The organism is Salinisphaera aquimarina (assembly GCF_042643355.1).
In the GTDB taxonomy this organism is placed as follows: domain Bacteria; phylum Pseudomonadota; class Gammaproteobacteria; order Nevskiales; family Salinisphaeraceae; genus Salinisphaera; species Salinisphaera aquimarina.
The window spans coordinates 541,247-564,903 of record NZ_JBHRSS010000008.1 but is presented as its reverse complement, the minus strand read 5'-3'; the positions used below and the strand labels follow the sequence as shown (position 1 = coordinate 564,903).

Here is a 23,657-nt window from a genome sequence, read left to right as displayed (position 1 = left end):
GTTTTTTGACGAACTGTGATGAAGCACTGCTGGCCCCTTGCAAAACGGGCAGCAAATCATTATAGTTTCGCGCCATCGGGTGCGGGGTGGAGCAGTCTGGCAGCTCGTCGGGCTCATAACCCGAAGGTCGCAGGTTCGAATCCTGCCCCCGCTACCACATCTTGGTTGGATAAAAGCCCCCGATGCGGGGCTTTTTTATTGGCGGTTTATTTACGTCGCAATTCTTGGCGCTCTATGTCGCAACGGCTTCTTCAATTGCTGGAACCGATCGTAACCGATCTCGGTTATGAGCTCTGGCACCTGGAATCCACGGGGGCCGGTCGCAGCAGCGTGTTGCGCCTGTACATAGACTCGCCCGACGGAATCGCACTGGAAGACTGCGAGAAGGTCAGTCGCGAAGTCAGCGCCACGCTCGACGTGGAAGACGCAGGGGGTAGTGAATACCAGCTTGAAGTCTCTTCGCCGGGTCTTGATCGTCCACTGGTCACGGGCGCGCACTTTGCGCGGTTCGTCGGCGAGCGGGCGCGAGTCAACATGTTCGCGCCGGTCGATGGCAAGCGGAAGCTGCGCGGCACGATCCTGGCGGTCAACGGCGACACGGTTGATTTGGGCTGTGATGACCAGACATATAGCCTCTCGACGGGCGATATGGCCAAGGCACGATTGGAGCCGGTATTTGAAGCGTAGAGCCGCCAGACAGACAGGCGCACCGGTCAAACGCAACACGAACGATTTCGGGTGGCAGCGATGAACAAGAATGTCCTTTTGGTCGCCGAAGCGGTTTCCAACGAGAAAGGTGTCGACAAGGAAATCATCTTCGAGGCGATCGAGGCTGCACTAGCCTCGGCAACGCGCAAGAAGCACGGCGGCGAGATCGCTGTGCGCGTGACCGTCGACCGCAAGACCGGCAACTACGAAACGTTCCGTCGCTGGGACGTGATCGAGCCGGGCGCCGAAGGCGAAGATGGCGAGCCGGTGTTCATCGAGGCGCCGGATCGCGAAATCTCGCTTGAGTCGGCCCAGGAAAAGAATCCCGATCTGCAGCCCGGCGACGTCATCGAAGAGCCGATGGAGTCGGTTGAGTTCGGCCGCATCGCGGCACAGGCCGCCAAGCAGGTCATCGTGCAGAAGGTGCGTGAAGCCGAACGCGCCCAGATCGTCGATCAGTACAAGCACCGCGTCGGCGAGTTGATCACCGGTCTGGTCAAGCGCATGGAGCGCGGCGCCGTGATTCTCGACCTGGGCGGCAACGCCGAAGCCATCATTCCGCGCGATCAGATGATTCCGCGCGAGCCGATGCGTCCGGGTGATCGCGTGCGCGGTTTCCTCTACGACGTGCGGCCCGAGCAGCGTGGCCCTCAGTTGTTCGTATCGCGCACCCGGCCCGAGTTCCTGATCGAGCTGTTCAAGCTCGAGGTGCCGGAAGTCGGCCAGGGTCTGATCGAGCTGCGCGGCGCGGCGCGCGACCCCGGTCTGCGCGCCAAGATTTCGGTTCTGGCCAAGGATCGACGTATCGATCCGGTCGGCGCCTGCGTCGGCATGCGCGGCTCGCGCGTACAAAGCGTATCCAACGAGCTGGCCGGCGAACGCATCGACATCATCATGTGGAACGAGAACCCGGCCCAGTTCGTGATCAACGCGATGGCCCCGGCGGAAGTCGAGTCCATCGTGCTTGACGAGGATTCGGGCAGCATGGATCTCGCGGTGGCCGAGGATATCCTGGCCAAGGCGATCGGCCGTGGCGGCCAGAACATCCGGCTGGCGTCCGAACTCACCGGCTGGCATCTGAACGTGATGACGCTCGAGGATGCCGACGCCAAGAGCGAGGCCGAGGGCGAAGCGTTGCAGGCGATGTTCCGCGAACAGCTGGATGTCGACGACGAAGTCGCCGTCATCCTGGTGCAGGAAGGTTTCACGACGACCGAAGAGATCGCCTACATCCCGATGGAGGAACTGCTCGAGATCGAGGAGTTCGACGAGGATATCGTGGAAGAGTTGCGCGGTCGTGCGCGCGATTATCTGCTGACCAAGGCGATTTCGAGCGCCGAGGGCGGCGATGCCGCGCCCGAGGACGATCTGCTCGAGGTCGACGGTGTCGACGCAGAGCTCGCCGCCGCACTGGCCCAGAAGGGCGTGGTGTCACGCGACGATCTCGCCGAACTCGGCGCGGACGAACTGGTCGAGCTGGTTGAAATGGACGAAGCCGATGCGGGCAAGCTGATCATGGCGGCCCGCGCACACTGGTTTGCCGACGAGCAGGCCGGCGCCGAATAATTGTCCCGAATTAACGGGAAGGGCCCGCGGCGAACCGCCGGTGGCCCGCCCATGGAGTAAGTAGAATATGGCGCAAACGACAGTCAAACAGCTGGCATCGGAAGTCGGTATTCCGGTGGAGCGACTGATCACGCGCTTGGCCGAAGCCGGTATTACCGCGTCGACCGAAAGCGACAGCATCAACGACGACGACAAGCTCAAACTGCTGCGTCACATGCGTGACGCCGGTGGTGCGGGCAAGAGCGGCGGCAAGCTGGGCACGAGTGGCCGTGGCAAGGTATCGCTGCGGCGACGCTCGACCTCCGAGCTCAAGGTCAACACCGGCCGCGGTGCCACCTCCGGGCGAACCGTGAGCGTGGAAGTGCGCAAGCGGCGCACCTACGTGAACAAGGGCCAGCAGGAAGAGGAAACCCAGGAAAGCCCCGAGGCGGTCGAGCAGAACAACGCCGCCGAGGAGCAGGCGCGCGCCGAGGCCGAGCAGGCCGAACGCACGCGCGCCGAGGAAGCCCAGCGCGCCGAGGAGCAGGCCAAACTCGAACGCGAGGAAGCCGAGCGTCTCGAGACGGAAGAGAAGGCCCGTCGCGAAGCCGAAGTCTCCGCCCAGCGCGCGGCTCAGGAAGCCGCCGACCGCGAGGCGCTGGACAAGGAACGTGCCAAGCGCACGGTCAACGTCGACGACGCGCGTTCGCGTGCCCAGGAAAATCTGCGCCGTGCCGCCGAGAGTCATGGCCGCACCGAAGAAGACGCCAAGCGTGAACGCAATCGTGGCAAACGCTCCGAGCTGCATGTCGCCGAGGGCAAGCAGGGTCGCCGCAAGAGCAAGAAGAAGCGCGTCACTCGCGGTCGCAATGTGGCCGTGGGCACCGATCACGGCTTCGAACGCCCGACCGCGCCGGTCGTGCGCGACATCGAGATTCCCGAGCTCATCACCGTGGCCGATCTGGCCCAGCGCATGGCCGTCAAGGGCGGCGATCTGCTCAAGCGGATGATGAAGCTGGGCGTGATGGCCACCATCAACCAGACCGTCGACCAGGATACGGCGACGATTCTGGTCGAGGAAATGGGCCACAACCCGAAGATGGTCAAGACCGAAAGCGCCGAGGAGGCGCTGGTCGAGGAAGTGCGCGCCGAGGAAGAGGAAGTCGAAGGCGTGTCGCGGGCCCCGGTGGTCACCATCATGGGCCATGTCGATCACGGCAAGACCTCGTTGCTCGATTACATCCGCCGCACCAAGGTGCAGGCGGGCGAAGCCGGTGGCATCACCCAGCATATCGGCGCCTATCATGTGAAACACGCCAAGGGCGCGATCACCTTCATCGATACGCCCGGACACGCCGCGTTCACACGCATGCGTGCCCGTGGCGCCAAGATCACCGACATCGCGATTCTGATCGTCGCGGCCGACGACGGCGTCATGCCGCAGACCAAGGAATCGATCCAGCACGCACGGGCGGCCGGCGTGCCAATCGTGGTCGCGGTAACCAAGATGGACGTCTCCGGCGCCGATCTCGACAAGGTCAAGAGCGGCCTGTCGGCTGAAGACATCATCCCGGAAGACTGGGGCGGCGATATCCAGGTCGTGCCGGTGTCCTCGCATACCGGTGACGGTGTCGACGATCTGCTGGACGCCATCCTGTTGCAGGCCGAGCTGTCGGAATTCAAGGCGCCGGTCGATGTGCCGGCCCGCGGTACCGTGATCGAATCCAGTCTCGAAAAGGGGCGTGGCCCGGTGGCGACGATTCTGGTCAAGGCCGGCACGCTCAAGCGTGGCGACAGTATTCTGGCCGGTCCGCATTTCGGGCGCGTGCGTGCCATGTTCAATGAACTCGGCGAGCAGGTTAAAACCGCCGGCCCCTCGATGCCGGTCGAGGTGCTGGGTCTTTCGGGCACGCCGGAAGCGGGCGACGACGCGTTCGTGGTGGCCGATGAAAAACGCGCCCGCGAGATTGCGGCGCAGCGTGAAGAACATCGCCGCGAGAACAAGCTCGCCCAGCAGCAGGCCGCGCGCCTGGAAGAAGTCTTCTCCACCATCGGCGACGAGGGCGGGGCGGCCAAGACCAAAAGCCTCAATCTCGTCATCAAGGGCGACGTGCAGGGCAGCGTGGAAGCGCTGGTCGAGTCGCTGGGCAAGATTCCGGCCGAAGAGGTCAAGATCCGCATCATTTCGAGCGGTGTTGGCGGTATCAGCGAGTCCGACGTGGAACTGGCGCTGGCCTCGCAGGCGATTATTCTCGGCTTCAACGTGCGTGCGGACGCCAAGGCCCGCAAGACGATCCAGGAATCGGGCGTGGATGTGCGTTATTACAGCGTCATCTACGAAGCGATCCAGGATGTCACCGACGCGGTCAGCGGTCTGCTCGGTACCGAACTGCGTGAAGAGATCATCGGTCTGGCCGAGGTGCGCGATGTGTTCCGTTCCTCCAAGCTCGGCGCCATTGCCGGCTGTCTGGTGGCCGACGGCAACGTCGTGCGCGGTCAGCCCATTCGCGTGCTGCGAGACAACGTGGTCGTCTACGAAGGCGAACTGGAATCGCTGCGCCGGCACAAGGACGACGTCAACCGGGTTCCGGCGGGTACCGAATGCGGTATCGGCGTGAAGAACTACAACGACATCAAGCCGGGCGACCAGATCGAGGTGTATGAGCGCACCGAGGTCAATCGCGCGGTCAAGACGGCCGAACCCGCTTAACGCGGGCGCGGCGGTTCTTCAGTCATGCCACGCGAATTCAAGCGCAAGGACCGGGTCGCCGATCAGATCAAGCGCGAGCTTGGCGTTCTGTTGACCACCGAGGTCAAGGACCCGCGTGTGCGACTGGTTGCGATCACAGATGTGAACGTCTCGGCCGATTTCAAACACGCCAAGGTCTTCTTCGGCAGTTTCGATGTGACCGCGGCAAACGAGAAGGCACCCGAGGTGCTGGAAGGGCTGCGCGCCGCCAGCGGTTATCTCAAACGCGAACTCAGCAAGCGCCTGCGTCTGCGCACGGTGCCGGAGTTGCGATTCTTCGAGGATGCAACGGAACGCGAGGCGCAGCGTCTCGCGGGCGTGATCAAATCGGCCGTGGCCGAGGATCGTCTCTACAGCGATGCCGACGACGGCGATAGTATCGACGAGGCCCCGCGCGAGGACGATGGCACGGCGTAAGCGCGGTCGCGATATCGACGGCGTGGTGCTACTGGACAAGCCGCTGGGGTGTTCCTCGAACACCGCCCTGCAGCGCGTCAGGCGCGCTTTCGATGCACGCAAGGCCGGCCATACCGGCAGCCTGGATCCGCTCGCAAGCGGGCTTCTGCCGGTCTGTCTGGGCGAGGCCACCAAGGTATCCGGTTATCTTCTGTCGGCACAGAAACATTATCGCGTGACCGCCATAGTCGGTGCCGAGACCGCGACCGGCGATCTCGAAGGCGAATTGACCGCGCGCAGCGAGGTCGGCGCGCCGGAGCGGGGCGAGCTGGAAACACGGCTCACGGCGTTCGTCGGTGCGCAACAGCAGATACCGCCGATGTATTCGGCCCTCAAGAAAGACGGAAAACGCCTCTACGAGCACGCGCGCGCCGGGGTGACCGTCGAGCGCGAGCCGCGCGATATCATCGTGCATTCGCTCGAACTGCTGGACTGCGATGCGGCGAGCTTCAGCCTCGATGTGCGCGTATCCAGCGGCACCTATATCCGTACCCTGGTCGAGGACATCGCACGTTCCTGGGGCGCGCGCGCCCACGTCGGTCGTTTGCGCAGGGTGGGGGTCGGCGCGCTCGGTACCCAGCACCCCATGACCGCGCTCGACGACATCGAAGCCCGCCGCGGCGACGACGACGCGCTGGCGCAGCTGTTGTTGCCGCTGTCCACGATCATCGGCGACTGGCCGAGCGTGCAGTTGGATGCCAACGGCGCGCGCGCCATCAGTTACGGCCAGCAGGTTCGCTGCGCGGTGCCGGCATCGGCGCCGGACGAGTTGCTGTGTATCGTCGATGAACAGGAACGGTTGCTGGGTCTGGGCTGCGTGGACGACCACGGATTGCTGGCGCCCAAGCGGCTGTTTGCGCGCCCGCAGCGATGAGGGCAGGGCATTATGGTTGCCGCTTTGGCGCCGGTGGTGCCCGGACGTTGAATATTGTTGTACTTGAGGCGCGTGAGCCGCTAGAATACGCGCCTTGTTGAGCACTGCGGCCGCCCACCGACGCCGAGAGCGCACGGGCTTTTTCCAAAACGCGCCGCAGGGAAACGCACGATACGTATCGTGCTTCCCAGCCCCGCGATTTGGAAAAAGCCGGCTTGCTTTTCGCAGGTCCGGGGGTTGCAGTGGTTGTCTTTCCAGTCAGGAGTAAATATGGCCCTGTCGACCGAAGAAAAATCCGAAGTTATTACCAAGCATAGTCGTGGCACCGGTGATACCGGTTCCCCGGAAGTGCAGGTTGCCCTGCTGACGACTCGTATCAGTCAGCTCGGTGCCCATTTTGATGCGCACAAGGCCGATCACCATTCGCGCCGTGGTCTGCTCAAGATGGTCAATCAGCGCCGCAAGCTGCTTGACTACATCAAGCGCCACGATGCCTCGCGGTACAAGGCCTTGATCAGCGACCTGGGCCTGCGCCGCTAAGCGCGACGGTTCGAGCGCCCATTGCGAAAGCGCCCCTCGGTATGCCGAGCCGGGCGCTTTTTTGTTTGAAAAGAATACATAGGACATACACGTGAGCAACGTTACCGTAACCAGCACGCAGACATTTCAGTTCGGCGAGCATGCCGTGACCCTCGAGACGGGCGAGATCGCCCGCCAGGCCGATGGCGCCGTCAAGGTGAGCATGGGGGATACCACGGTGTTCGTGACCGCGGTAGGCAAGAAGGAGGCCGCGCCCAACGCAGCGTTCTTCCCGCTGACCGTCAATTATCAGGAACGCACCTACGCCGGCGGCAAGATCCCGGGCGGCTTCTTCAAGCGTGAAGGGCGCCCCGGCGAGAAAGAGACGCTGACCTGTCGTCTGATCGACCGACCCATCCGCCCGCTGTTCCCGAAGGGTTTCTATAACGAAGTCCAGATCGTGGCCACGGTGATGTCGGTCGATCCCGAGATCGATTCCGATATCCCCGCCATGATCGGCGCCTCGGCGGCGCTCGCCATCTCCGGCATGCCGTTTGCCGGCCCGATCGGCGGTGCGCGCGTGGGCTATGCCAACGGCGAATATATCCTCAACCCGAGTGCGACACAGCTCAAGGAAGGCGATCTGAACCTGGTCGTCGCCGGTACCGCCGATGCGGTGCTGATGGTGGAATCCGAAGCCAAGCAGCTGTCGGAAGAGATCATGCTGGGCGCGGTACTGTTCGGCCACGAGCAGCTGCAGGTCGCGATCCAGGCGATCGAGAAAATGGCCAGCGAAGTGGGCAAGCCGTCCTGGAACTGGCAGCCGGCGCCGACCGACGAATCGCTGGCCGAGGCCGTGGCGCGGGTCGCCAAGGACGACGTCACCGCCGCCTACCAGATCGCCGACAAGCAGGAACGCGGCACGCGCCTGTCCGAGATCAAGGAAGCCGTGGTGGCCGAACTGGCCGCCGCCGAAGGCGAGGAAGGCTGGACGCGCGACGACGTCAAGGGCGCGCTCGGCGCACTCGAGAAGAAGACCGTGCGTTCGCGTATTCTCGACGGCGAGCCGCGTATCGACGGTCGCGACACCCGCACCGTGCGCGGTCTGACCATTCGTACCGGCGTGCTGCCGCGTACCCATGGCTCGGCCCTGTTCACCCGCGGCGAGACCCAGGCGCTGGTGGTCACCACGCTGGGCACCTCGCGTGACGCACAGCGGATCGACGCGGTTGAAGGCAAGTATGAAGACCCGTTCATGCTGCACTACAACTTCCCCCCCTACAGCGTCGGCGAGACCGGCTTCATGGGCAGCCCTAAGCGTCGCGAGATCGGCCACGGCAAGCTGGCCAAGCGCGCCATCATGGGCGTGCTGCCGGACCTCGAGAAGGAATTCCCCTACGTGATGCGCGTGGTCTCGGAAGTCACCGAGTCCAATGGTTCGTCTTCGATGGCCTCGGTCTGCGGCACCAGCCTGGCGCTGATGGACGCAGGCGTGCCGATCAAGGCACCGGTGGCCGGCGTGGCCATGGGTCTGATCAAGGAAGGCGACAAGTTCGCCGTACTCACCGACATTCTCGGCGACGAGGATCACCTGGGTGACATGGACTTCAAGGTGGCCGGCTCCAACGACGGCATCACCGCGCTGCAGATGGATATCAAGATCGCCGGTATCACCCGGGAGATCATGGAAGCCGCGCTCGAGCAGGCCCGGGAAGGGCGCCTGCACATCCTGGATGTGATGGGCAAGGCCATCGCCTCGCCGCGTGACGAGGTGTCCGAATGGGCGCCGCGTATCTTCACGATCAAGATCGACTCCGACAAGATTCGCGACGTCATCGGCAAGGGCGGCGCCACGATTCGCAGCATCACCGAAGAGACCGGTGCGAGCATCGATATCGAAGACGACGGCACGATCCATGTCGCCGCCGTCGACAAGTCGGCCGCCGATATGGCGATCAAGCGTATCGAAGACATCACCCGTGACATCGAAGCGGGTCAGGTCTACGAGGGCAAGGTCGTGCGTATCGTCGACTTCGGCGCCTTCGTGAATCTCGTGCCGGGCCGCGATGGCCTCGTGCATATCTCCCAGATCGCCGATCACCGCGTGGAAAAGGTCACCGACGAGCTGTCGGAAGGCCAGACCGTCAAGGTCAAGGTGCTGGAGGTGGATCGCCAGGGCCGTGTCCGTCTGTCCATGAAGGAAATGGCCGAGACGTCCGAACAGGCCGAAGGCTGAGGACGAATGCGCCGGTTGCCATGAGAATGCATGAGCAGCCGGGCTGAACGACCGGCATGATGGAAAAGGCGCCTTTTGGGGCGCCTTTTTTTATGTCCGGTCAGGGCTGCTCACGATGGCGGGCGCAGGATACGGCGAATTGGTCGCGCCGGTACGGGCACTGTCTCGCAGCTGTCGGGGGATGGCCCCGGTTTTTACGGAGAACGCCGGCGCCGGCTGTGTCGGCCCGTCGCCACATGAGACGTCGCCAAGCGTGGATCTGGGCACCATGTCAGGCTGATCAGGATAGCGGTGGAGAAACATCAAGGCCGCCCGGAACCAAGCGCTATCAATACCTGCGCGCTTATTACAGACAAAAAAAGCCCCCTAGGGTAAGGGGGCTAAGTGCGAGAAAGGCCGTTAGGCCTTTCGGAGGAGATTCGGGCATCAGCGTTTGTGCTGATGTTGCGTTGCAGTATAAGAGCGTCTACGACTTTAGTCAATGATCCGTTGAAAAAAAATGAAACATCATTTTCATCGTCACGATTGGCTATTCTTATGATCGGTTTTATCGCTACTGTTGTTGTTATCGACCGCTTGCGCGGACTCTGTAGCGTCGTCTTCCGCTTTTTCGCGTCGTTTCAGGTTTGCCAGGAACTCGCGCCGCACGGTGCGCCAGATCGGCACCTGGTACTGGGACAGCTCACGCAGCGTCACCAGCGGGTTGTTGGCGCCGATCAGGCGGCGCATTCGATCCTTGAACTGCTGCTGCTGCTCGCCAAAGAACTCCAGCGACAGCTCCAGATATGAACTCACGGTGCTCTGCATGGAGTCACCGTAGAAACGAATGATGTTGCGTAGCACTTCGGTGCGGAAGATGGGATCGCCGCCTTCCTCCTGCTCGCTGATGACCTGGAGCAGAATCGTGCGGGTGATGTCGTCACCGCTGCGTTTGTCGATGACCTGAAAGTCTTCGCCGCGTATTACCAGCTGGCGAATATTCTCGAGCGTGATGTAGCGACTCACCTCGGTGTCGTACAAACGCCTGTTCGGATACTTCTTGATGATCCGTTTTTCTTGACTCATCCTCGCTGCCCCGTCGTTGTAATCCGCCGCTTGTTGCATTGCGGTATAACGGGATTGTGCCAGATTGGCGCGTAGTTTGCGGTATGCGAGTACGTGTTTTCGTTAATAAAAAACGCCCGCGAGAATGCGGGCGTTTTCTGTAACCGGCTTTCGGCGCCTGGGTCAGCGTCCGAGCTGGCGCTCCCGGATCTCGTCCAGGCTCTTGCAATCGACGCACAGCGTGGCGGTGGGACGCGCTTCCAGCCGACGAATTCCGATTTCGGTGCCGCAGGTGTCGCAAAATCCGTATTCGTCGCGATCGACGCGCCCAACCCCTTGGTCTATTTTTCTAATCAGCTTGCGCTCGCGATCACGGGTGCGCAGTTCGAGACTGAATTCCGACTCTTGACTGGCACGGTCGGTCGGGTCCGGAAAATTCGCGGCCTCATCTTTCATGTGAAGCATGGTCCGATCCACTTCTTCCATGAGCTCTCGCTTCCAGTTCATGAGGATGTTGCGGAAGTGAGCACGCTGCGCTTCATTCATGTACTCCTCACCCTCTTTCGGGGTATAGGGCGTAAACTGCTGAGGCGCATCAAGTTTTGATGCTTTTGATGTGGCAGCCATGGGGGCCTCGTGTCGGAAAACAGCGCGTACGTTTAGCAAATAAATGCGCCCGGCGCAATGATGGGCATGTTCCTGCCCCGAGCGTCGATGCCGGACGCGGGCGCCTCGCGCCGCCGGTGCGGGCGTTCGAAACAGCCGACTGCGGTACCGTGACGTACGGCCAAGGGACGGGGCGGCAACGCCCGCGTCGCCAGCGTTGCAGTCCTTGTGGTATCGCAGCGGCGCGTCCGGCACCCTCCGGCGCGGCCCGCCCGATGTGTCGCGACGCGCTGCTACCAGGCGGCTAGGTTGGCTACCTTGGCACCCTGGTAATTACCCTTGGGCAGCGGAGCGAGTCGATCCCGGTTCACGGGATGCGCGCGACGCAGGCTTCTGGCAGACTCTCGCCGTCTTCACTCCACCCGGCGATCACGCCGCCTGCCCATGCCTCTTGGTGTTCTGCTTTTCGATGTCGATGGCACTCTCGCCGACACGGAGCCCGAAGGTCATTTGCCTGCCTACAACAAGGCGTTTCGCGATCACGGGCTGGACTGGCGCTGGACCCGGTCGCTGTATCGGAAGCTGCTGCTGATCTCGGGCGGGCGCGAGCGCATCGACCATTATCTCGATGCCTACGACCCGGCGCTCGGCGAAGCCAACGATGACAGCGTGCGCAGCGACCGGCAGGGCTGGATCGACGAGATCCACCGGAGCAAGACCCGGCATTTTCGTGATCGTCTGCAGAAAGGTCAGGTGCCGCTGCGGCCGGGCGTGGCCCGGTTGATCCGCGAAGCCGGGGACGCCGGCCTGCGAATCGCGATCGTGACCAACGCAAGCCGCGCGACCCTGGAGCCGTTTCTGGCGTATGCGATCGGCGACGAGTTGCTGCCGTATATAGAACGCACGATCTGTAGCGACGAGGTGGCCCACAAGAAGCCGGCCCCGGATCTGTATCGCACGGCCTGCGAGCGCATGAGCATCGCGCCCGCCGACTGTATCGCGATCGAGGATTCAAACGCCGGCGCGACCGCGGCGCACGCAGCCGGTGTGCCCGCACTGGTGACGATCAACGCCGATACCCGTGACCACCCCTTCGAAGCGGCGCGCGCGGTGGTGGATTCGCTGGGCGAGCCCGGCGCGCCGGTCACCATCCTGCAGTCGCCCGGCTTCGACTTCGACTACGTCGATCTGGACGTGCTGCGCCGCCTCAATGCGATGGGTTGAGCGGCGTTGAACCGTGCGCCGGCTATCTGCGCACGATGACGCCGGGCTCGGTATCCAGATACAGCAGCGTGGCGCCCACCACGGCGGCCGGCATGACCACGAGATTGGCCAGCGGGATCGCCGTCGCCAGCGTGACCAGGCTGCCGAAACCCAGATGCCGCCAGCGTCTTGAGCGCAGGCGCACGAGCTTGGCCTGGAATGTGAGGCCACGATTGGCCATTGGCTGATCCAGATACTCGAACGACAGCATGAACGCGCCGAATATGAACCACAGTGGCGCGATCGCCAGGTTCGCCAGCGGAATGAACAGCAGAGCGAGGCTCAGGATGCCGAGCAACAATGCGCGGCCGCCGTACCAGCGCAGCCGGCGCAGCTCGCCGAGTACGCCGTCGGCCATTTCCCCGGCCAGACTCATGCCCGATTCCGGCGCGGTGCCGGTGACCAGTTTTTCCACCTGCGCGGAGAGCAGGCCGTTGAACGGGCTGGCGATGAGATTCGCCAGCAGCGTGAACACATAGCAGAACGCGAGCGTGGACAGCAGCAGCGCGATCCACCACAGCACGGTTTCGAGCCAGTGCAGCCAGTCGGGCAGGCCGGATAGCCAGGCGTCGAGCCAGTTGTCCAGCTGCCAGCCGAACAACGACACCAGCGCCACGATCAGCGCGATATTGATCAGGATCGGAATGATCACGTAACGACGCAGCGAGCGTTCTCGCAGCAGGCCGAAGCCACGCAGCAGATAGGTCGGGCCGAGGGTGAATTCGGTGATGGGGTTCATGTGCTGTTCGGTTAGAGAAAATACAATTCAGGCTCGCAGACATCAGTCGACGCCTTGATGGCCGATGTAGCCCGATGAATCAATACCAGTCCAGAAGACAAAACCGGAGTTTCGTTATGCCAGTTCTTCGCCCCCACGGCCTTGCGGTCATGCTCTGCGTGTTGGCGCTTGCGCTCGCCGGCTGTTCGCAAAACGATGCCGAAGATGCCCAGGCGCGGGTCGAGCAGGCCAATGCCGAACTGCAGGATGCGCAGGCGCAGCTGGAGCAGGCCGAGCAGGCCAAGGCCGAAGCCCAGGCCAAGAAGGAAAAACTCGCCGCCGAGAAAAAGATCGAAGCCGCCTCCGCGCAGAAGCAGCAGGCACAGCAGAAGCAGACTCAGGCCAAGCAGGCCTCCGACACCGCCACCCGCGAGGCGCGCGCCGATGCGCGTGAACAGGCCCAGAGCAACGACCAGCCGGTCTGCAATGATTGCGGCACGGTCAGCTCGATCACGCCGGTTACCGTCAACGGCAAGGGCGGCAGCGGCGTCGGCGCGGTCGCCGGGGGCGTGGCTGGCGCGGTGGTAGGTAGCCAGATCGGCAGCGGCACCGGCAAGACCATAGCCCAGATCGCCGGCACCCTGGGCGGTGCCTTTGCCGGCAACGAGGTCGAAAAACGCGTGCGCAAGCAAACCTACTACCAGGTCAACGTGGCGATGGACGCCGGCGGTTCGCGCAGCGTCAACGTCGATACCGCGGACTCGGTCAGCGTCGGCACGCGGGTACGGGTACAGGGCAAGAATCTCGTGCTCATCAAGTAGCCGCTTGCGCCGCTGCCCTGGGTCGCTCGATTGTTGTTCGGCTCAGGGCAGCGCAACCGCGGTGCCGGGATGCCAGTTGTCGGCGCGATGTTCGACGATCACGCTGGTATCGATGCCGCCGCGCATCCAGAAGTCCGCGCGCACACGCATGAAGCGCGGGTTCGTGGCCGCCACCAGATCCGCGAGGATCCGATTGGTCACCGCCTCGTGAAAAGCGCCTTCGTCGCGAAACGACCAGATATAGAGCTTGAGCGATTTCAGTTCCACGCACGCCGCCTCGGGCACATACTCGAGATGGATGGTGGCGAAATCCGGCTGACCGGTTTTCGGGCACAGGCAGGTGAACTCCGGAATGCGCATGCGGATGGTGTAATCGCGCTGCGGTTCGGGGTTCGGGAAGGTATCGAGATCACGGTTTGGCTGGGTCGACATGAGTCGGACCTCGTCGGCTGCAGGCTTTGAAAGGCGGTAGGTTACACTAGCCCGCTTAGCTTGCCGTGACGTGCTGGACGTCACGGCCGATCGACTCAAGACCGATAAAGCGGAGGCCGATGTGCGTCGGGTTCGTCAACAACGCCAGTCGTCCCCATCTGCGCTGTCCTTGCCTGCGCCGATCGTTGCAGCCCGCCCGTCATGCGGCTGACCACGATCCGGCTGGCGGGCTTCAAGTCGTTCGTCGACCCTACGGTTCTGTCGCTGGCTTCCAACCTCACCGGCGTGGTCGGCCCCAACGGCTGCGGCAAGTCCAACGTCATCGACGCGGTGCGCTGGGTAACCGGCGAATCGAGCGCGCGTCAGCTGCGCGGCGAAGCCCTCGAAGATGTCATCTTCAACGGTTCCAAGGCACGCAAGCCGGTGGGCCGTGCCTCGGTGGAACTCAAGTTCGACAACAGCGAAGGCAAGCTCGCCGGCCAGTACGGCGCCTTCAATGAAATCTCGATCAAGCGCGAATTGTCGCGCGACGGCGGCTCGCGCTATTTCATCAACGGCACGAAATCGCGCCGACGCGATGTCATCGACCTGTTCCTCGGTACCGGCCTGGGCGGGCGCAGCAATTACGCGGTGATCGAGCAGGGCGCGGTCAACCGGCTGATCGAGGCCAAGCCGGAGGATATGCGTCAGGTACTCGAGGAAGCTGCCGGTATTTCCAAATACAAGGAACGCCGGCGCGAAACCGAGAACCGGATTCGTCACACGCGCGAGAACCTGGATCGCCTCAACGATCTCATCGGCGAAGTCAGCCAGCGCCTGGGGGTGCTCAAGCGCCAGGCCGCCAACGCCGAGAAATACAAGCAGTTCAAGACCGAGGAGCGGCGCCTGCGGGCCGAACTGCTGGCCCTGCGCTGGGCCGCACAGAATCGCCAGGTCGAGGCCGCGGAACAACAGCTGCGCGGCCATGAAGACAGCCTGCGCGAGGCCGTATCCGCGCTGCGCACTGCCGAGAGCGCGCGCGACGAGCACACCCGCGCCCAGCAGAGCGCGATGGCCGAGGTCCAGTCCCAGCAGGGCGCGTTCTACGACGCCCAGGCGCGCGCCGGCCGTATCGCCCAGCAACTGGCCCATGCGCGCGAACTGCAGACGCTGCGGGCGCGCGAACGGGCCGAGCTCACCGACCGTATCGAGCGGCTCGATCAACGCGCCGCCGAAGATCGGCGCGCCGATGAGGACGCCGGGCAGCAGATCGCGGATGCGCGGACACAGCGTGCCCAGGCGGAAACCGAGCTCAAGGACGCACAGACGGCGCGCGACGGCGCGGACCAGGCCGCGCGCGACGCCGAACAGGCCTGGGACACGCACAACAGCGCCGAACACAATCCGGTTCAGCAGCTGGACGCCGAGCGCACGCGTGTGCGCTACGGCCAGGAGCGCGCCGCCCAGCTCAGCCGGCGCCGCGATACACGTCAAAGCGAGCGCGAAGGGCTCGACGACGTCGACACGGCAGCACTCGCGGCCGCCGACGACGATATCCACCAGCGCGCCGAGCAGCTGGCCGCCGACGAACACAGCGCGCTGGAGACCGCCGAGCGCGACGAGCGCCTGCGTCTGGAGATCGCCGACGCCGAGAACGCCTTGGCCACGCTGCGCACGGGACTGGCTGAAAATCGCGCACGCCTCGCCTCCGAGAAGAAACTCCAGCAGGCCGTGCTGCGCGAAGACGACGCCTCGGTAGGGCGCTGGCTTGAAGCGCAGGGGCTGGGCGGGGCCACCGGTGTGGCCCGCCGCGTACGCGTCGACAGCGCCTGGCAGACGGCCGCTGAAGCCGCATTGGGCGCCTGGTTGCGGGGCTTCGTGGTCGAGGCGCTGCCACAGACCGCCAACGACTGGCCGGAGACGCCGCTCACGCTGGTCGAGGCGGCGGCCGACGAGACCAGTCCCGACACGGCGTTGCCGGCGCTGGCCGGCGCCCGCAATCTCGCGGAAGGTATCGAGGCGCCGGCCGCGATTCGTGCGCTGGCGGCGCGGGTATTCGTGGTCGACGACCTGGCACAGGCGCTGGCCCTGCGCGGCGAACTGGGCGAGGCGCAGCGCCTGGTTACCCTCGACGGCTGCTGCGTGGGCGCCGCGACGCTCGTGACCCCCGCCAGTGAGGCGGTCGAGAAAGGCGTGCTCGAGCGCGAGGCCCGGATCAAGGATCTGTCGGCGCGTATCGCGCAGGAAAATGACCGCTTCGAGGCCGATGAAAAAGCGCTCGAACAGCGCAACGAACAGCGCAGCGAGACACGCGAGCAGCGCCAGCAGCTCGATCAGCAGATCGCCGAGCAGCGGCGTACGCTCGAGGCCGCGCGTGCCCGCCAGCAGGGCGAACGCATGCGCGCCCAGCAGGTCGAGCGCCGGCGCGCGGAAATCGATACCGAGCTGGCCGATCTGGACAAACAGATCGCGGCGACCGTCGCCGACAACGAGGCACTGGAAGCCACCGTGCAGTCCCTGGTTGTCGCCGCCGACGAATTCAGCAGCGCCCGCCAGCAGGCCCAGGCCGATCTCGCGCAAGCGCGTAAAACGCGGGACAGCACGCGCGCCCGCTTCGAACAGGCAGAGCGCGCCCTGCGCGACATCGATGCCCGCCTCACTCAGCTGGCCGGGCGCCGTGAAAGCGTTGCTACGCGCCTGAGCGACGCGCAGAGCACCCGCGACGAACTGGCGCAACGGCTGGCCGCCTTCGACGCGGAGCCACAGGAAGAGGGCGACGGCGCGGCGCCGGATGCCGGCGAGCACGAAGCGGCCGTGGAAGCCCAGAACCGGGCCGAACGCGAACTGCGCGCCGCGCGCGATGCCCTGAAAGCCAGCGAAGACGCGCTGCAGCGCCATGCGCAGACGCTGATGCAGGCCCAGCAACAGGTCGATGCCGTGCGTGAATCCCTGCAGCAGGCCCGAATCGACGTCGAGACCGCCGGCGTGCGCCGCGCCGGCGTGGCCGAGCAGCTCGAAGAGCTCGGCGAGACGCCGCAGGCGTTGATCGAGCGTCTGCCCGAAGACGCCGAGGTGGCGCGCTGGAGCGAGGATATCGACGCCGTCGAACGCCGGATTCAACGCTTGGGCGCGATCAACCTCGCCGCGATCGAGGAATACGACGCCGAGGCCGAGCGCGAACAGTATCTGCAGACCCAGCACACCGATCTGTCGGACGCGCTGGCGACCCTCGACGAGGCCATCGCCAAGATCGACCGCGAGACGCGCAGTCGCTTCAAGGCCACCTACGAACAGGTCAACGCGCGCTTCGCGGAAATGTTCCCGGAGCTGTTCGGCGGCGGCGAAGCGGCACTCGAACTCACCGAAGACGACTGGCTGGCTACCGGCATCCGCGTGATGGCGCGCCCGCCGGGCAAGCGCAATGCCTCGATCCAGATGCTCTCGGGTGGAGAGAAGGCACTGACCGCGGTTGCGTTATTATTCGCATTGTTCGAACTCAATCCCGCGCCTTTTTGTATGCTGGACGAAATCGATGCACCGCTGGACGATGCCAACGTGTCACGCTTCTGCGAGCTGGTACGGCGCATGTCGTCCCAGGTTCAGTTCATCGTGATCACGCATAACAAGTTGACGATGTCGCTGGCCGAACAGCTGCACGGCGTGACCATGGCGGAACCTGGCGTCTCGCGGCTGGTCAGTGTCGATATCGAACAGGCTCTCGACATGGCCGGTTGAACCCGGTCGTACATCCACACTCACAACCGATCGCCTATGTCTATCGTGCAATGGCTGCTTTTGTTTCTCGTGATCGCCGTCGTCGCCGGCGCCTACTGGTATCTGCGCCGGCAGTCCGGTGGCGATCCCTGGCAAGGCATGGAGGAAGATCCCGCTGACGACGCCGCCCTCGATCGCGGCGAAGCACTGGGCGGCGACTCCTACGTCGTGGGTGTGCGTACGTTGTCACCGGACGCACCCGCGAGCGGTTCGGACGCCCAGGGCGGTGATGACGCGGCGTCCGCGCCGGAGCACGAGTTGTCCGACGAAGCGGCCGAGGCCTCGTGGCGTGCGTACAAGCAGGGCGCCTACGCACAGCCCGAGTCCGCGGCACCCGCCCAGCCGGCGCCCGCGCCGGCCACGGCTTCAGCGCCCGGGTCGGCGCCGGCCGAGCCCAGCGTGGAGCGTGTCGACAATATTCGTCCGCAGCGCCCGCCGGCCGACGGCGACCAGCAGTTGTTCCTGTTGCATGTCGCCAGCCCCGACGGCCGTTTCTTCGACGGCCCGGATATTCACGCCGTGCTGCAGGCCCAGGAACTCAAGTTCGGCCTCAACGATATCTATCACCGCGTGACCGAGACCAACGGCCTGCCGGAATCGGTGTTTGCGGTTGCCAACATGCTAAAGCCCGGCACGCTCGATCCGGTGGATCAGGATCATCTGGCCACTCCGGGCCTGACGTTCTTCCTGGTGTTGCCGGGGCCCATCGACGGCGCGCCGGCCATGCGCGACATGATGGAAACCGCCAACGTGATTGCCAAGGCGCTCGATGGCGACGTGCTCGACGACAAGCGCGCCCTGCTCAAGGCGCAGACGGCGCAGTACATGCTCGATCAGATCGCCGATTTCGATCGACGGGCGAAGATCGCGAAGCGGCGGTAGTGGCCGCACAGGAGAAGAGGGCGGCCGCGCGCGCCGAAGAGCTGGCGCGAACGCTCACCGCACATAACCATGCCTACTACGTCGACGACAATCCGACCGTCAGCGACGCCGAATACGACGGCCTGCTGCGCGAACTGCAGAAGATCGAGGCCGAAAACCCGGAGCTGGTGACGCCGGATTCGCCGACCCAGCGCGTCGGCGCACCGCCGTCGGAGCGCTTCGAGGCGGTCGATCACGCCACGCCCATGCTGTCGCTGGGCAACTCGTTCGACGACGACGAACTGGCCGAGTTCGATCGGCGCGCTCGTGCCGCCGTCGACGGCAAGGCCCTGGCCTACTGCGCCGAGCCCAAGTTCGACGGCACCGCGCTCAATCTGCGCTTCGAGCGCGGCGTGCTGCGCATGGCCACCACGCGCGGCGACGGCGTCACCGGCGAGAACATCACCCCCAACGCGCGCACCATCCGCAACCTGCCACTGCGCCTGGCCACCGACACGCCGCCCGATTTCATCGAGATCCGCGGCGAAGTCGTGTTGGCGCGATCACGCTTCAACGAACTCAATACGCGCCTGGAAAAAGACGGCCAGAAGCCGTTCGTGAACCCGCGCAACGCCGCCGCCGGCAGCCTGCGCCAGCTCGACTCCCGGATCACCGCCACCCGGCCGCTGGCGTTCATGGCCTATGGCATCGGCCGTGTCGACGGCGTGGAACTGCCCGGTAGCCTGCTCGATCAGCTCACGCAGCTGGCTGACTGGGGCTTTGCGATCAGCGCCTACGTACAACGCGTCGACGGTCTTGAAGGTTGCACGGCCTATTACGCCGCCATGGCCGAGCGCCGCGCCGAACTGGATATCGAAATCGACGGCTGCGTGTTCAAGGTGGACGATGCGGCTACCCGCTCGGAGCTGGGTTTCGTTGCCCGCGCGCCGCGCTGGGCGATCGCGCGCAAGTTTCCCGCCGAGGAGACCACGACCCGGCTCAACAGCGTCGAGTTTCAGGTCGGGCGCACCGGCGCGCTCACCCCGGTGGCCAAGCTGGAACCGGTCTTCGTCGGCGGGGTGACGGTATCCAACGCCACCCTGCACAACATGGACGAGATCGCGCGCAAGGATATTCGTATCGGCGACCGGGTGGTCGTGCGCCGTGCCGGCGACGTGATTCCGGAGGTCAAGGAGGTCGCCGAGCGCGGTGAGTCGGCCACGGTGATCGAATTGCCCGCGGCGTGCCCGGTCTGCGGCTCGCACGTCGAACGCGTCGAAGGCGAGGCGGTTGCGCGTTGTACTGGTGGTCTGGTCTGTGCCGCCCAGCGCCGCGAAGCGCTCAAGCATTTCGCCTCGCGCCGAGCGCTGGATATCGAGGGCCTGGGCGATCGGCAGATCGAACAGTTCGTCGACGAGGAGCTGCTTGAGTCGCCCGCCGATATCTTCTCGCTCAAGGCGCACCGCGAGGCGCTGGTCGAGCGCGACGGCTACGGCGAGAAATCCGTGACCAATCTGCTGGCCTCGATCGAGGCCAGCAAGCAGACGACGCTGGAACGTTTCATATTTGCCTTGGGTATTCGCGAAGTAGGCGAGACCATGGCCCGCGATCTGGCTCGTCATTTCGGCACGCTGGATGCGCTGCGGGCCGAAGCACAGGCCTATATGCAACGCCTCGCGAGCGCGCAGGAACAGGAGCCGGACAACGCCGCAGCGCGCGCACGGATCATGACCGCCGAAGGTCTGCAGGCGGTGCCGGGCGTTGGCAGCCGGGTCGCCGCCTGTATTGCCGATTTCTTCGACGAGCCGCGCAACGTCGATGTGATCGCGGCGCTGGTCGAGGCCGGTGTCCACTGGCCGACGGTCGACGTCGACCAGTCGCCGCAGCCGCTGGCCGGCCAGACATTCGTGCTCACCGGCAGCATGGAATCGCTGACCCGCGACGAAGCCGGCGCGCGGCTGGAGGCGCTGGGCGCGCGCGTGACCTCCAGCGTGTCGAAAAAAACCGACTACGTGGTCGTGGGCGAAGGCCCCGGCAGCAAGCGCGACAAGGCAGAAAAACTGGGCGTCACGCTGCTCGACGAGGCGGCCTTCGTGGCCTTGCTCGCCGAACACGGCGATGCATGAATACAACAACACTGACCATCCGATGACATCTGTTCGTATCGCTACGCTGGCCCTGCCGTTGCTGGTCCTGAGCCTGGGCGGCTGTGCCAGTCTGCTCGTGGAGGCAAACGACAGCCAGTGTGCTCGGGATCTCGACGCGGTTGAGCGCACGGCGGACGCCGCGCAGTCGGAGCTCGATCGCGGCATGCCCGCCGAGCAGCGCCAGGCCGCGCTGTCGCGCATGGTCGATGCGGCCGGCCGTGCGCGCGCCAGCTGCGGCTACGACGTGCCCGATACCGACGGCACGCGCCGCGCACGCCAGCCCAAGGCCGGCTGAAGCGGCGCCATCCGGCTTGTGCGGGGCGACGCCACCGCTTACGCTTGGCCGCCGATTTGTTTCCCCTGAAGGTGCGACCCCGTGGCGCGAAGCTGGCTTGAAGTCACCACCGACGAAGTGCAGTCAAAACTCGGTGCGAACAAGCGCCTGGCAGACCGCCGTGAGGCGATCGCCGAACGCGCGCGCGCCGCGGTCAGGGACGTGGCGGCGCCGGTGTTCGAGCAGGCGGCGGCGCAGGGCGACTGGCAGTACCGCGAAGAGCACGACACCGAGTGGTCGGTCGTGCGCTGCGGCATTCACGGCCCGGGCGAACTCGACCGCGATCCGACCGTTGCCTTCTACATGGCCGAATTCGATGCCTATCAGCCGCTGGTGGTGCTGCGCCACAAGGCGCGCGGCGCCGCCGAGCAGCCATCCTCGCGGATCGTCAGTCTCGATGAGCTGAATCAGGCGCTGCTCGAGGCCTTCATTCAGGACGCATAGCACGCCGGCCGGGGCCCGCAACCGAGCTGGCCGGCGCGCCAGCCGAGTTCACAGCTGGTACGCGAGCCCCGCATAGAAACTGCGATCCGGTGCGGGCTCGTAGTAGCGACCGCCGAAGGCATTGATCCGGATATTGTCGAAATAGACTTCGTCGAAGATATTGTCGACGCCGAGATAGACATCCAGCTTGTCGTCGCTGCCGGGCACCGTCTTGCCGACGCGGCCGTTGAAGATCCAGGCGTGGTCGATCTTTGCGGTATTGGCGTTGTCCGCATAGAAGCTGCTCGCATAGCGCATGTCGAGCACCGCGTAGCCGACGTTGTCGCGGCGCCAGGCCAGTTCCCCGAATAGTGTTTCCTCGGGCAGTCCGGGCAGCTCCCGACCGGCGTAGTCGTTGCCGTTGACGTCCACGAACTCGCGGTATTCGAAGTCGGCGAGGGTATAGGCGACGGTCGCCGACAGATCGTCGGTGAACCGGTAGTCCACCTTCGCCTCGATGCCCTTGCGGCGCGATTTGCCGGAATTCTCGTAGAAATCGCGCGCGCCGGTGTTGTTGAACACCACCAGTTCGTCGCGCACGTCGATCCAGAAGGCGCTGATCTGATAGCGGGCGCGATCGAACAACGCGCCCTTGGCGCCGATTTCATACTGGGTGGCTTTCTGGGGCTGCAGGCTGTCGTTGAAGCCGCCGTTGCCGCTCGGATTGGCAAATTCGGTGAAGGTGGGTGATTCGAAGGCGTTGGCAACGTTGGCGTATACACGCTGGCCTTCGATCCAGGCGTAGCTCAAGCCCGCGTTGGCGGAGAGCTCGTGATAGCTGCGCCCGCCGGAGTCGTCCGGATCGCCGGCCGAGACCGGGAAGTTGTCGTCGATATCGAAATCCAGATAGTCGTAGCGCAGGCCGGTGGTCAGATCGAAATCCGGCGTGATCGAGAATACGTTCTGGGCGAACACGCCGACGCTGGTCGCGGTCTGGTCTTCGTTGACGCCGCGCTCGCCCTTGCTGCCCAGATCGTTGGCGAAGCGTTCGCGGTCGTCCTGTTGCACCTGGACGTCGACGCCGGCCACCAGCTGGTTCTCGTGACCGAAGACGCTGTCGAAGCGGGTGGTCTGAAGGCCGCCGCCGAAGAAATCGCGGTCGTAGGCGACCACGCCGCCGTCCTCGAACGGCAGATACTGGATGAAATCGCGGTTGGTATAGAACAGATTCGCCTGGTAGGACTGCTGTTCTGACAGCTGATCCTCGTAGACCAGGCCGACGGTCTGCTGTGACGCCGATTGGCGGGCGTCGTAATCGATATTGGCATCGCGTGCGCCGCGCCGATTGGCGCGTGCGGTGGCCAGGTCGACACCGCCGGGGTCGAGCGTGTCGGGCGCGTCGAGAATACGGGTGACCAGGCGCAGTGTGCCGGTGGCGCCGATATCCTTCTCGAGCTTGCCGGTGACCTGTTGTTTCTTGACCTCGCCGTGTTCGCGATAACCGTCCAGATCCAGCTGCGAGGCGGTGATGGCATAGCCCCAGCCGTCCAGCCGGCGCGCCGAGGAAACTTCCTCGCGGCGATAGCCGTTACTGCCGGCGGTCAGTTCGGTGCGATCGACCGGGCCGGCGTCGGGCGAGGTCGTGGTGATATCGATCACGCCGCCGGTGGCATTGCCGTACAGCGCGGAGAACGGCCCGCGCAGCACTTCCAGGCGTTCGATGGCGCCCAGATCGATGCTGTCGGTCTGGGCCTGGCCGTCGGGCAGGGTCTCGGGGATGCCGTCGACGAGCACGCGCACGCCGCGCACGCCAAACGCCGAACGGGCGCCGAAACCACGGATCGACACGCGCAGGTTCTGGGCGAAGTTGCTGCCGTTGTTGGCATAGACGCCGGGGGTGCGGTTGAGCGCGGAATCCAGCTGCGCCTTGCGCCGGCCCTGCTTGATATCCTGGCCATCGGTGACGTCCACAGCAGCCGGGGTGGTGAGCACTTCGCTGTTCAGGCGTACGCTCTCGACCCGGATCGGTGCCAGCGCGCCGAGCGACGTATCGGCGGCTGTGTCCGTATCACTCTGGGCGTGCGCGCCGCCGCAGGCCAGTACTGCAACGGCCATAGCCAGCCGTCGGTTCGTGCTCCCTGTTTTCACTGTTCCCCCTCCCCAGTATG

The 23,657-nt window shown here is 64.6% G+C and carries 19 protein-coding genes and 1 tRNA gene; 15 read left to right on the top strand and 5 right to left on the bottom strand.

Going from position 1 to position 23,657, the window contains the following annotated elements; genetic code table 11:
* Positions 1-80 precede the first annotated feature (80 nt).
* The 8 genes from ACFOSU_RS18015 to pnp all read left to right on the top strand — a co-directional run bounded on the left by ACFOSU_RS18015 (position 81) and on the right by pnp (position 9,087).
* Positions 81-157, top strand: a tRNA-Met gene (locus ACFOSU_RS18015).
* Between the two features lie 77 nt (positions 158-234).
* Positions 235-687, top strand: a complete 453-nt coding sequence (gene rimP / locus ACFOSU_RS18010) for a ribosome maturation factor RimP (protein ID WP_380691304.1) — start codon at positions 235-237, stop codon at positions 685-687.
* A gap of 60 nt (positions 688-747) precedes the next feature.
* Positions 748-2,274, top strand: coding sequence for a transcription termination factor NusA (nusA, locus tag ACFOSU_RS18005; protein WP_380691303.1), 1,527 nt, complete (start codon positions 748-750; stop codon positions 2,272-2,274).
* 67 nt (positions 2,275-2,341) lie between these two features.
* Complete coding sequence (infB, locus tag ACFOSU_RS18000; protein WP_380691302.1) at positions 2,342-4,963, top strand: translation initiation factor IF-2; 2,622 nt, start codon at positions 2,342-2,344, stop codon at positions 4,961-4,963.
* Between the two features lie 24 nt (positions 4,964-4,987).
* Positions 4,988-5,419, top strand: coding sequence for a 30S ribosome-binding factor RbfA (rbfA, locus tag ACFOSU_RS17995; protein ID WP_380691301.1), 432 nt, complete (start codon positions 4,988-4,990; stop codon positions 5,417-5,419).
* Positions 5,406-6,332, top strand: a complete 927-nt coding sequence (truB, locus tag ACFOSU_RS17990) for a tRNA pseudouridine(55) synthase TruB (RefSeq protein ID WP_380691300.1) — start codon at positions 5,406-5,408, stop codon at positions 6,330-6,332. The genes rbfA and truB overlap by 14 nt, the downstream gene beginning before the upstream one ends.
* A gap of 270 nt (positions 6,333-6,602) precedes the next feature.
* Positions 6,603-6,872 carry a 30S ribosomal protein S15 gene (gene rpsO / locus ACFOSU_RS17985; protein ID WP_380691299.1) on the top strand — a complete coding sequence of 90 codons (270 nt, stop codon included), beginning with the start codon at positions 6,603-6,605 and terminating at the stop codon, positions 6,870-6,872.
* Between the two features lie 91 nt (positions 6,873-6,963).
* On the top strand, positions 6,964-9,087 hold the full coding sequence (gene pnp / locus ACFOSU_RS17980) for a polyribonucleotide nucleotidyltransferase (RefSeq protein WP_380691298.1): 2,124 nt from the start codon (positions 6,964-6,966) through the stop codon (positions 9,085-9,087).
* 519 nt (positions 9,088-9,606) lie between these two features.
* Here the strand turns inward: pnp and phaR are convergent.
* Complete coding sequence (gene phaR / locus ACFOSU_RS17975; protein ID WP_380691297.1) at positions 9,607-10,191, bottom strand: polyhydroxyalkanoate synthesis repressor PhaR; 585 nt, start codon at positions 10,189-10,191, stop codon at positions 9,607-9,609.
* 123 nt (positions 10,192-10,314) lie between these two features.
* Positions 10,315-10,758, bottom strand: coding sequence for an RNA polymerase-binding protein DksA (dksA, locus tag ACFOSU_RS17970; RefSeq protein WP_380691296.1), 444 nt, complete (start codon positions 10,756-10,758; stop codon positions 10,315-10,317).
* Between the two features lie 423 nt (positions 10,759-11,181).
* Here dksA and ACFOSU_RS17965 point away from each other — a divergent pair, with 423 nt between their 5' ends.
* The gene (locus tag ACFOSU_RS17965) at positions 11,182-11,961 is read left to right on the top strand and encodes an HAD-IA family hydrolase (RefSeq protein ID WP_380691295.1); all 780 of its coding nucleotides are present in this window, start codon (positions 11,182-11,184) and stop codon (positions 11,959-11,961) included.
* 22 nt (positions 11,962-11,983) lie between these two features.
* On the opposite strand, the gene cysZ is transcribed toward ACFOSU_RS17965, so the two are convergent.
* Entirely contained in the window at positions 11,984-12,739 is a 756-nt protein-coding gene (gene cysZ, locus ACFOSU_RS17960) for a sulfate transporter CysZ (protein ID WP_380691294.1), read from the bottom strand.
* A gap of 116 nt (positions 12,740-12,855) precedes the next feature.
* On the opposite strand from cysZ, the gene ACFOSU_RS17955 reads away from it, so the two are divergent.
* On the top strand, positions 12,856-13,539 hold the full coding sequence (locus ACFOSU_RS17955; protein WP_380691293.1) for a glycine zipper 2TM domain-containing protein: 684 nt from the start codon (positions 12,856-12,858) through the stop codon (positions 13,537-13,539).
* A gap of 42 nt (positions 13,540-13,581) precedes the next feature.
* Here the strand turns inward: ACFOSU_RS17955 and queF are convergent, their stop codons facing one another.
* A complete protein-coding gene (gene queF, locus ACFOSU_RS17950) occupies positions 13,582-13,971 on the bottom strand; it encodes a preQ(1) synthase (protein ID WP_380691292.1) in 390 nt (129 codons plus the stop codon).
* Between the two features lie 201 nt (positions 13,972-14,172).
* Here queF and smc point away from each other — a divergent pair, with 201 nt between their 5' ends.
* The 5 genes from smc (at position 14,173) to ACFOSU_RS17925 (ending at position 21,510) form a co-directional block, all read left to right on the top strand.
* On the top strand, positions 14,173-17,685 hold the full coding sequence (gene smc, locus ACFOSU_RS17945; protein WP_380691291.1) for a chromosome segregation protein SMC: 3,513 nt from the start codon (positions 14,173-14,175) through the stop codon (positions 17,683-17,685).
* A gap of 36 nt (positions 17,686-17,721) precedes the next feature.
* Positions 17,722-18,606, top strand: coding sequence for a cell division protein ZipA (zipA, locus tag ACFOSU_RS17940; RefSeq protein ID WP_380691290.1), 885 nt, complete (start codon positions 17,722-17,724; stop codon positions 18,604-18,606).
* Positions 18,606-20,711 carry an NAD-dependent DNA ligase LigA gene (gene ligA, locus ACFOSU_RS17935; RefSeq protein WP_380691289.1) on the top strand — a complete coding sequence of 702 codons (2,106 nt, stop codon included), beginning with the start codon at positions 18,606-18,608 and terminating at the stop codon, positions 20,709-20,711. Before zipA ends, ligA begins: the two co-directional genes overlap by 1 nt.
* 22 nt (positions 20,712-20,733) lie before the next feature.
* Positions 20,734-21,027 (top strand): hypothetical protein, encoded by a 294-nt coding sequence (locus ACFOSU_RS17930; protein ID WP_380691288.1) that lies wholly within the window; start codon positions 20,734-20,736, stop codon positions 21,025-21,027.
* Positions 21,028-21,108: 81 nt separating this feature from the next.
* Positions 21,109-21,510, top strand: coding sequence for a hypothetical protein (locus tag ACFOSU_RS17925; RefSeq protein ID WP_380691287.1), 402 nt, complete (start codon positions 21,109-21,111; stop codon positions 21,508-21,510).
* A gap of 48 nt (positions 21,511-21,558) precedes the next feature.
* Here the strand turns inward: ACFOSU_RS17925 and ACFOSU_RS17920 are convergent, their stop codons facing one another.
* Positions 21,559-23,604, bottom strand: a complete 2,046-nt coding sequence (locus ACFOSU_RS17920; RefSeq protein WP_380691286.1) for a TonB-dependent receptor family protein — start codon at positions 23,602-23,604, stop codon at positions 21,559-21,561.
* Positions 23,605-23,657: the final 53 nt, after the last annotated feature.

What these genes read in the sequence shown, in the direction of transcription:
- ACFOSU_RS17965 (WP_380691295.1), top strand. Translation starts at nt 11,182, where the DNA reads ATGCCTCTTGGTGTTCTGCTTTTCGATGTCGATGGCACTCTCGCCGAC.
- phaR (WP_380691297.1), bottom strand. Translation starts at nt 10,191, where the DNA reads ATGCAACAAGCGGCGGATTACAACGACGGGGCAGCGAGGATGAGTCAA.
- rbfA (WP_380691301.1), top strand. Translation starts at nt 4,988, where the DNA reads ATGCCACGCGAATTCAAGCGCAAGGACCGGGTCGCCGATCAGATCAAG.
- truB (WP_380691300.1), top strand. Translation starts at nt 5,406, where the DNA reads ATGGCACGGCGTAAGCGCGGTCGCGATATCGACGGCGTGGTGCTACTG.
- nusA (WP_380691303.1), top strand. Translation starts at nt 748, where the DNA reads ATGAACAAGAATGTCCTTTTGGTCGCCGAAGCGGTTTCCAACGAGAAA.
- dksA (WP_380691296.1), bottom strand. Translation starts at nt 10,758, where the DNA reads ATGGCTGCCACATCAAAAGCATCAAAACTTGATGCGCCTCAGCAGTTT.
- cysZ (WP_380691294.1), bottom strand. Translation starts at nt 12,739, where the DNA reads ATGAACCCCATCACCGAATTCACCCTCGGCCCGACCTATCTGCTGCGT.
- zipA (WP_380691290.1), top strand. Translation starts at nt 17,722, where the DNA reads ATGTCTATCGTGCAATGGCTGCTTTTGTTTCTCGTGATCGCCGTCGTC.
- infB (WP_380691302.1), top strand. Translation starts at nt 2,342, where the DNA reads ATGGCGCAAACGACAGTCAAACAGCTGGCATCGGAAGTCGGTATTCCG.
- queF (WP_380691292.1), bottom strand. Translation starts at nt 13,971, where the DNA reads ATGTCGACCCAGCCAAACCGTGATCTCGATACCTTCCCGAACCCCGAA.
- ACFOSU_RS17955 (WP_380691293.1), top strand. Translation starts at nt 12,856, where the DNA reads ATGCCAGTTCTTCGCCCCCACGGCCTTGCGGTCATGCTCTGCGTGTTG.
- smc (WP_380691291.1), top strand. Translation starts at nt 14,173, where the DNA reads ATGCGGCTGACCACGATCCGGCTGGCGGGCTTCAAGTCGTTCGTCGAC.
- ACFOSU_RS17920 (WP_380691286.1), bottom strand. Translation starts at nt 23,604, where the DNA reads ATGGCCGTTGCAGTACTGGCCTGCGGCGGCGCGCACGCCCAGAGTGAT.
- rpsO (WP_380691299.1), top strand. Translation starts at nt 6,603, where the DNA reads ATGGCCCTGTCGACCGAAGAAAAATCCGAAGTTATTACCAAGCATAGT.
- rimP (WP_380691304.1), top strand. Translation starts at nt 235, where the DNA reads ATGTCGCAACGGCTTCTTCAATTGCTGGAACCGATCGTAACCGATCTC.
- ACFOSU_RS17930 (WP_380691288.1), top strand. Translation starts at nt 20,734, where the DNA reads ATGACATCTGTTCGTATCGCTACGCTGGCCCTGCCGTTGCTGGTCCTG.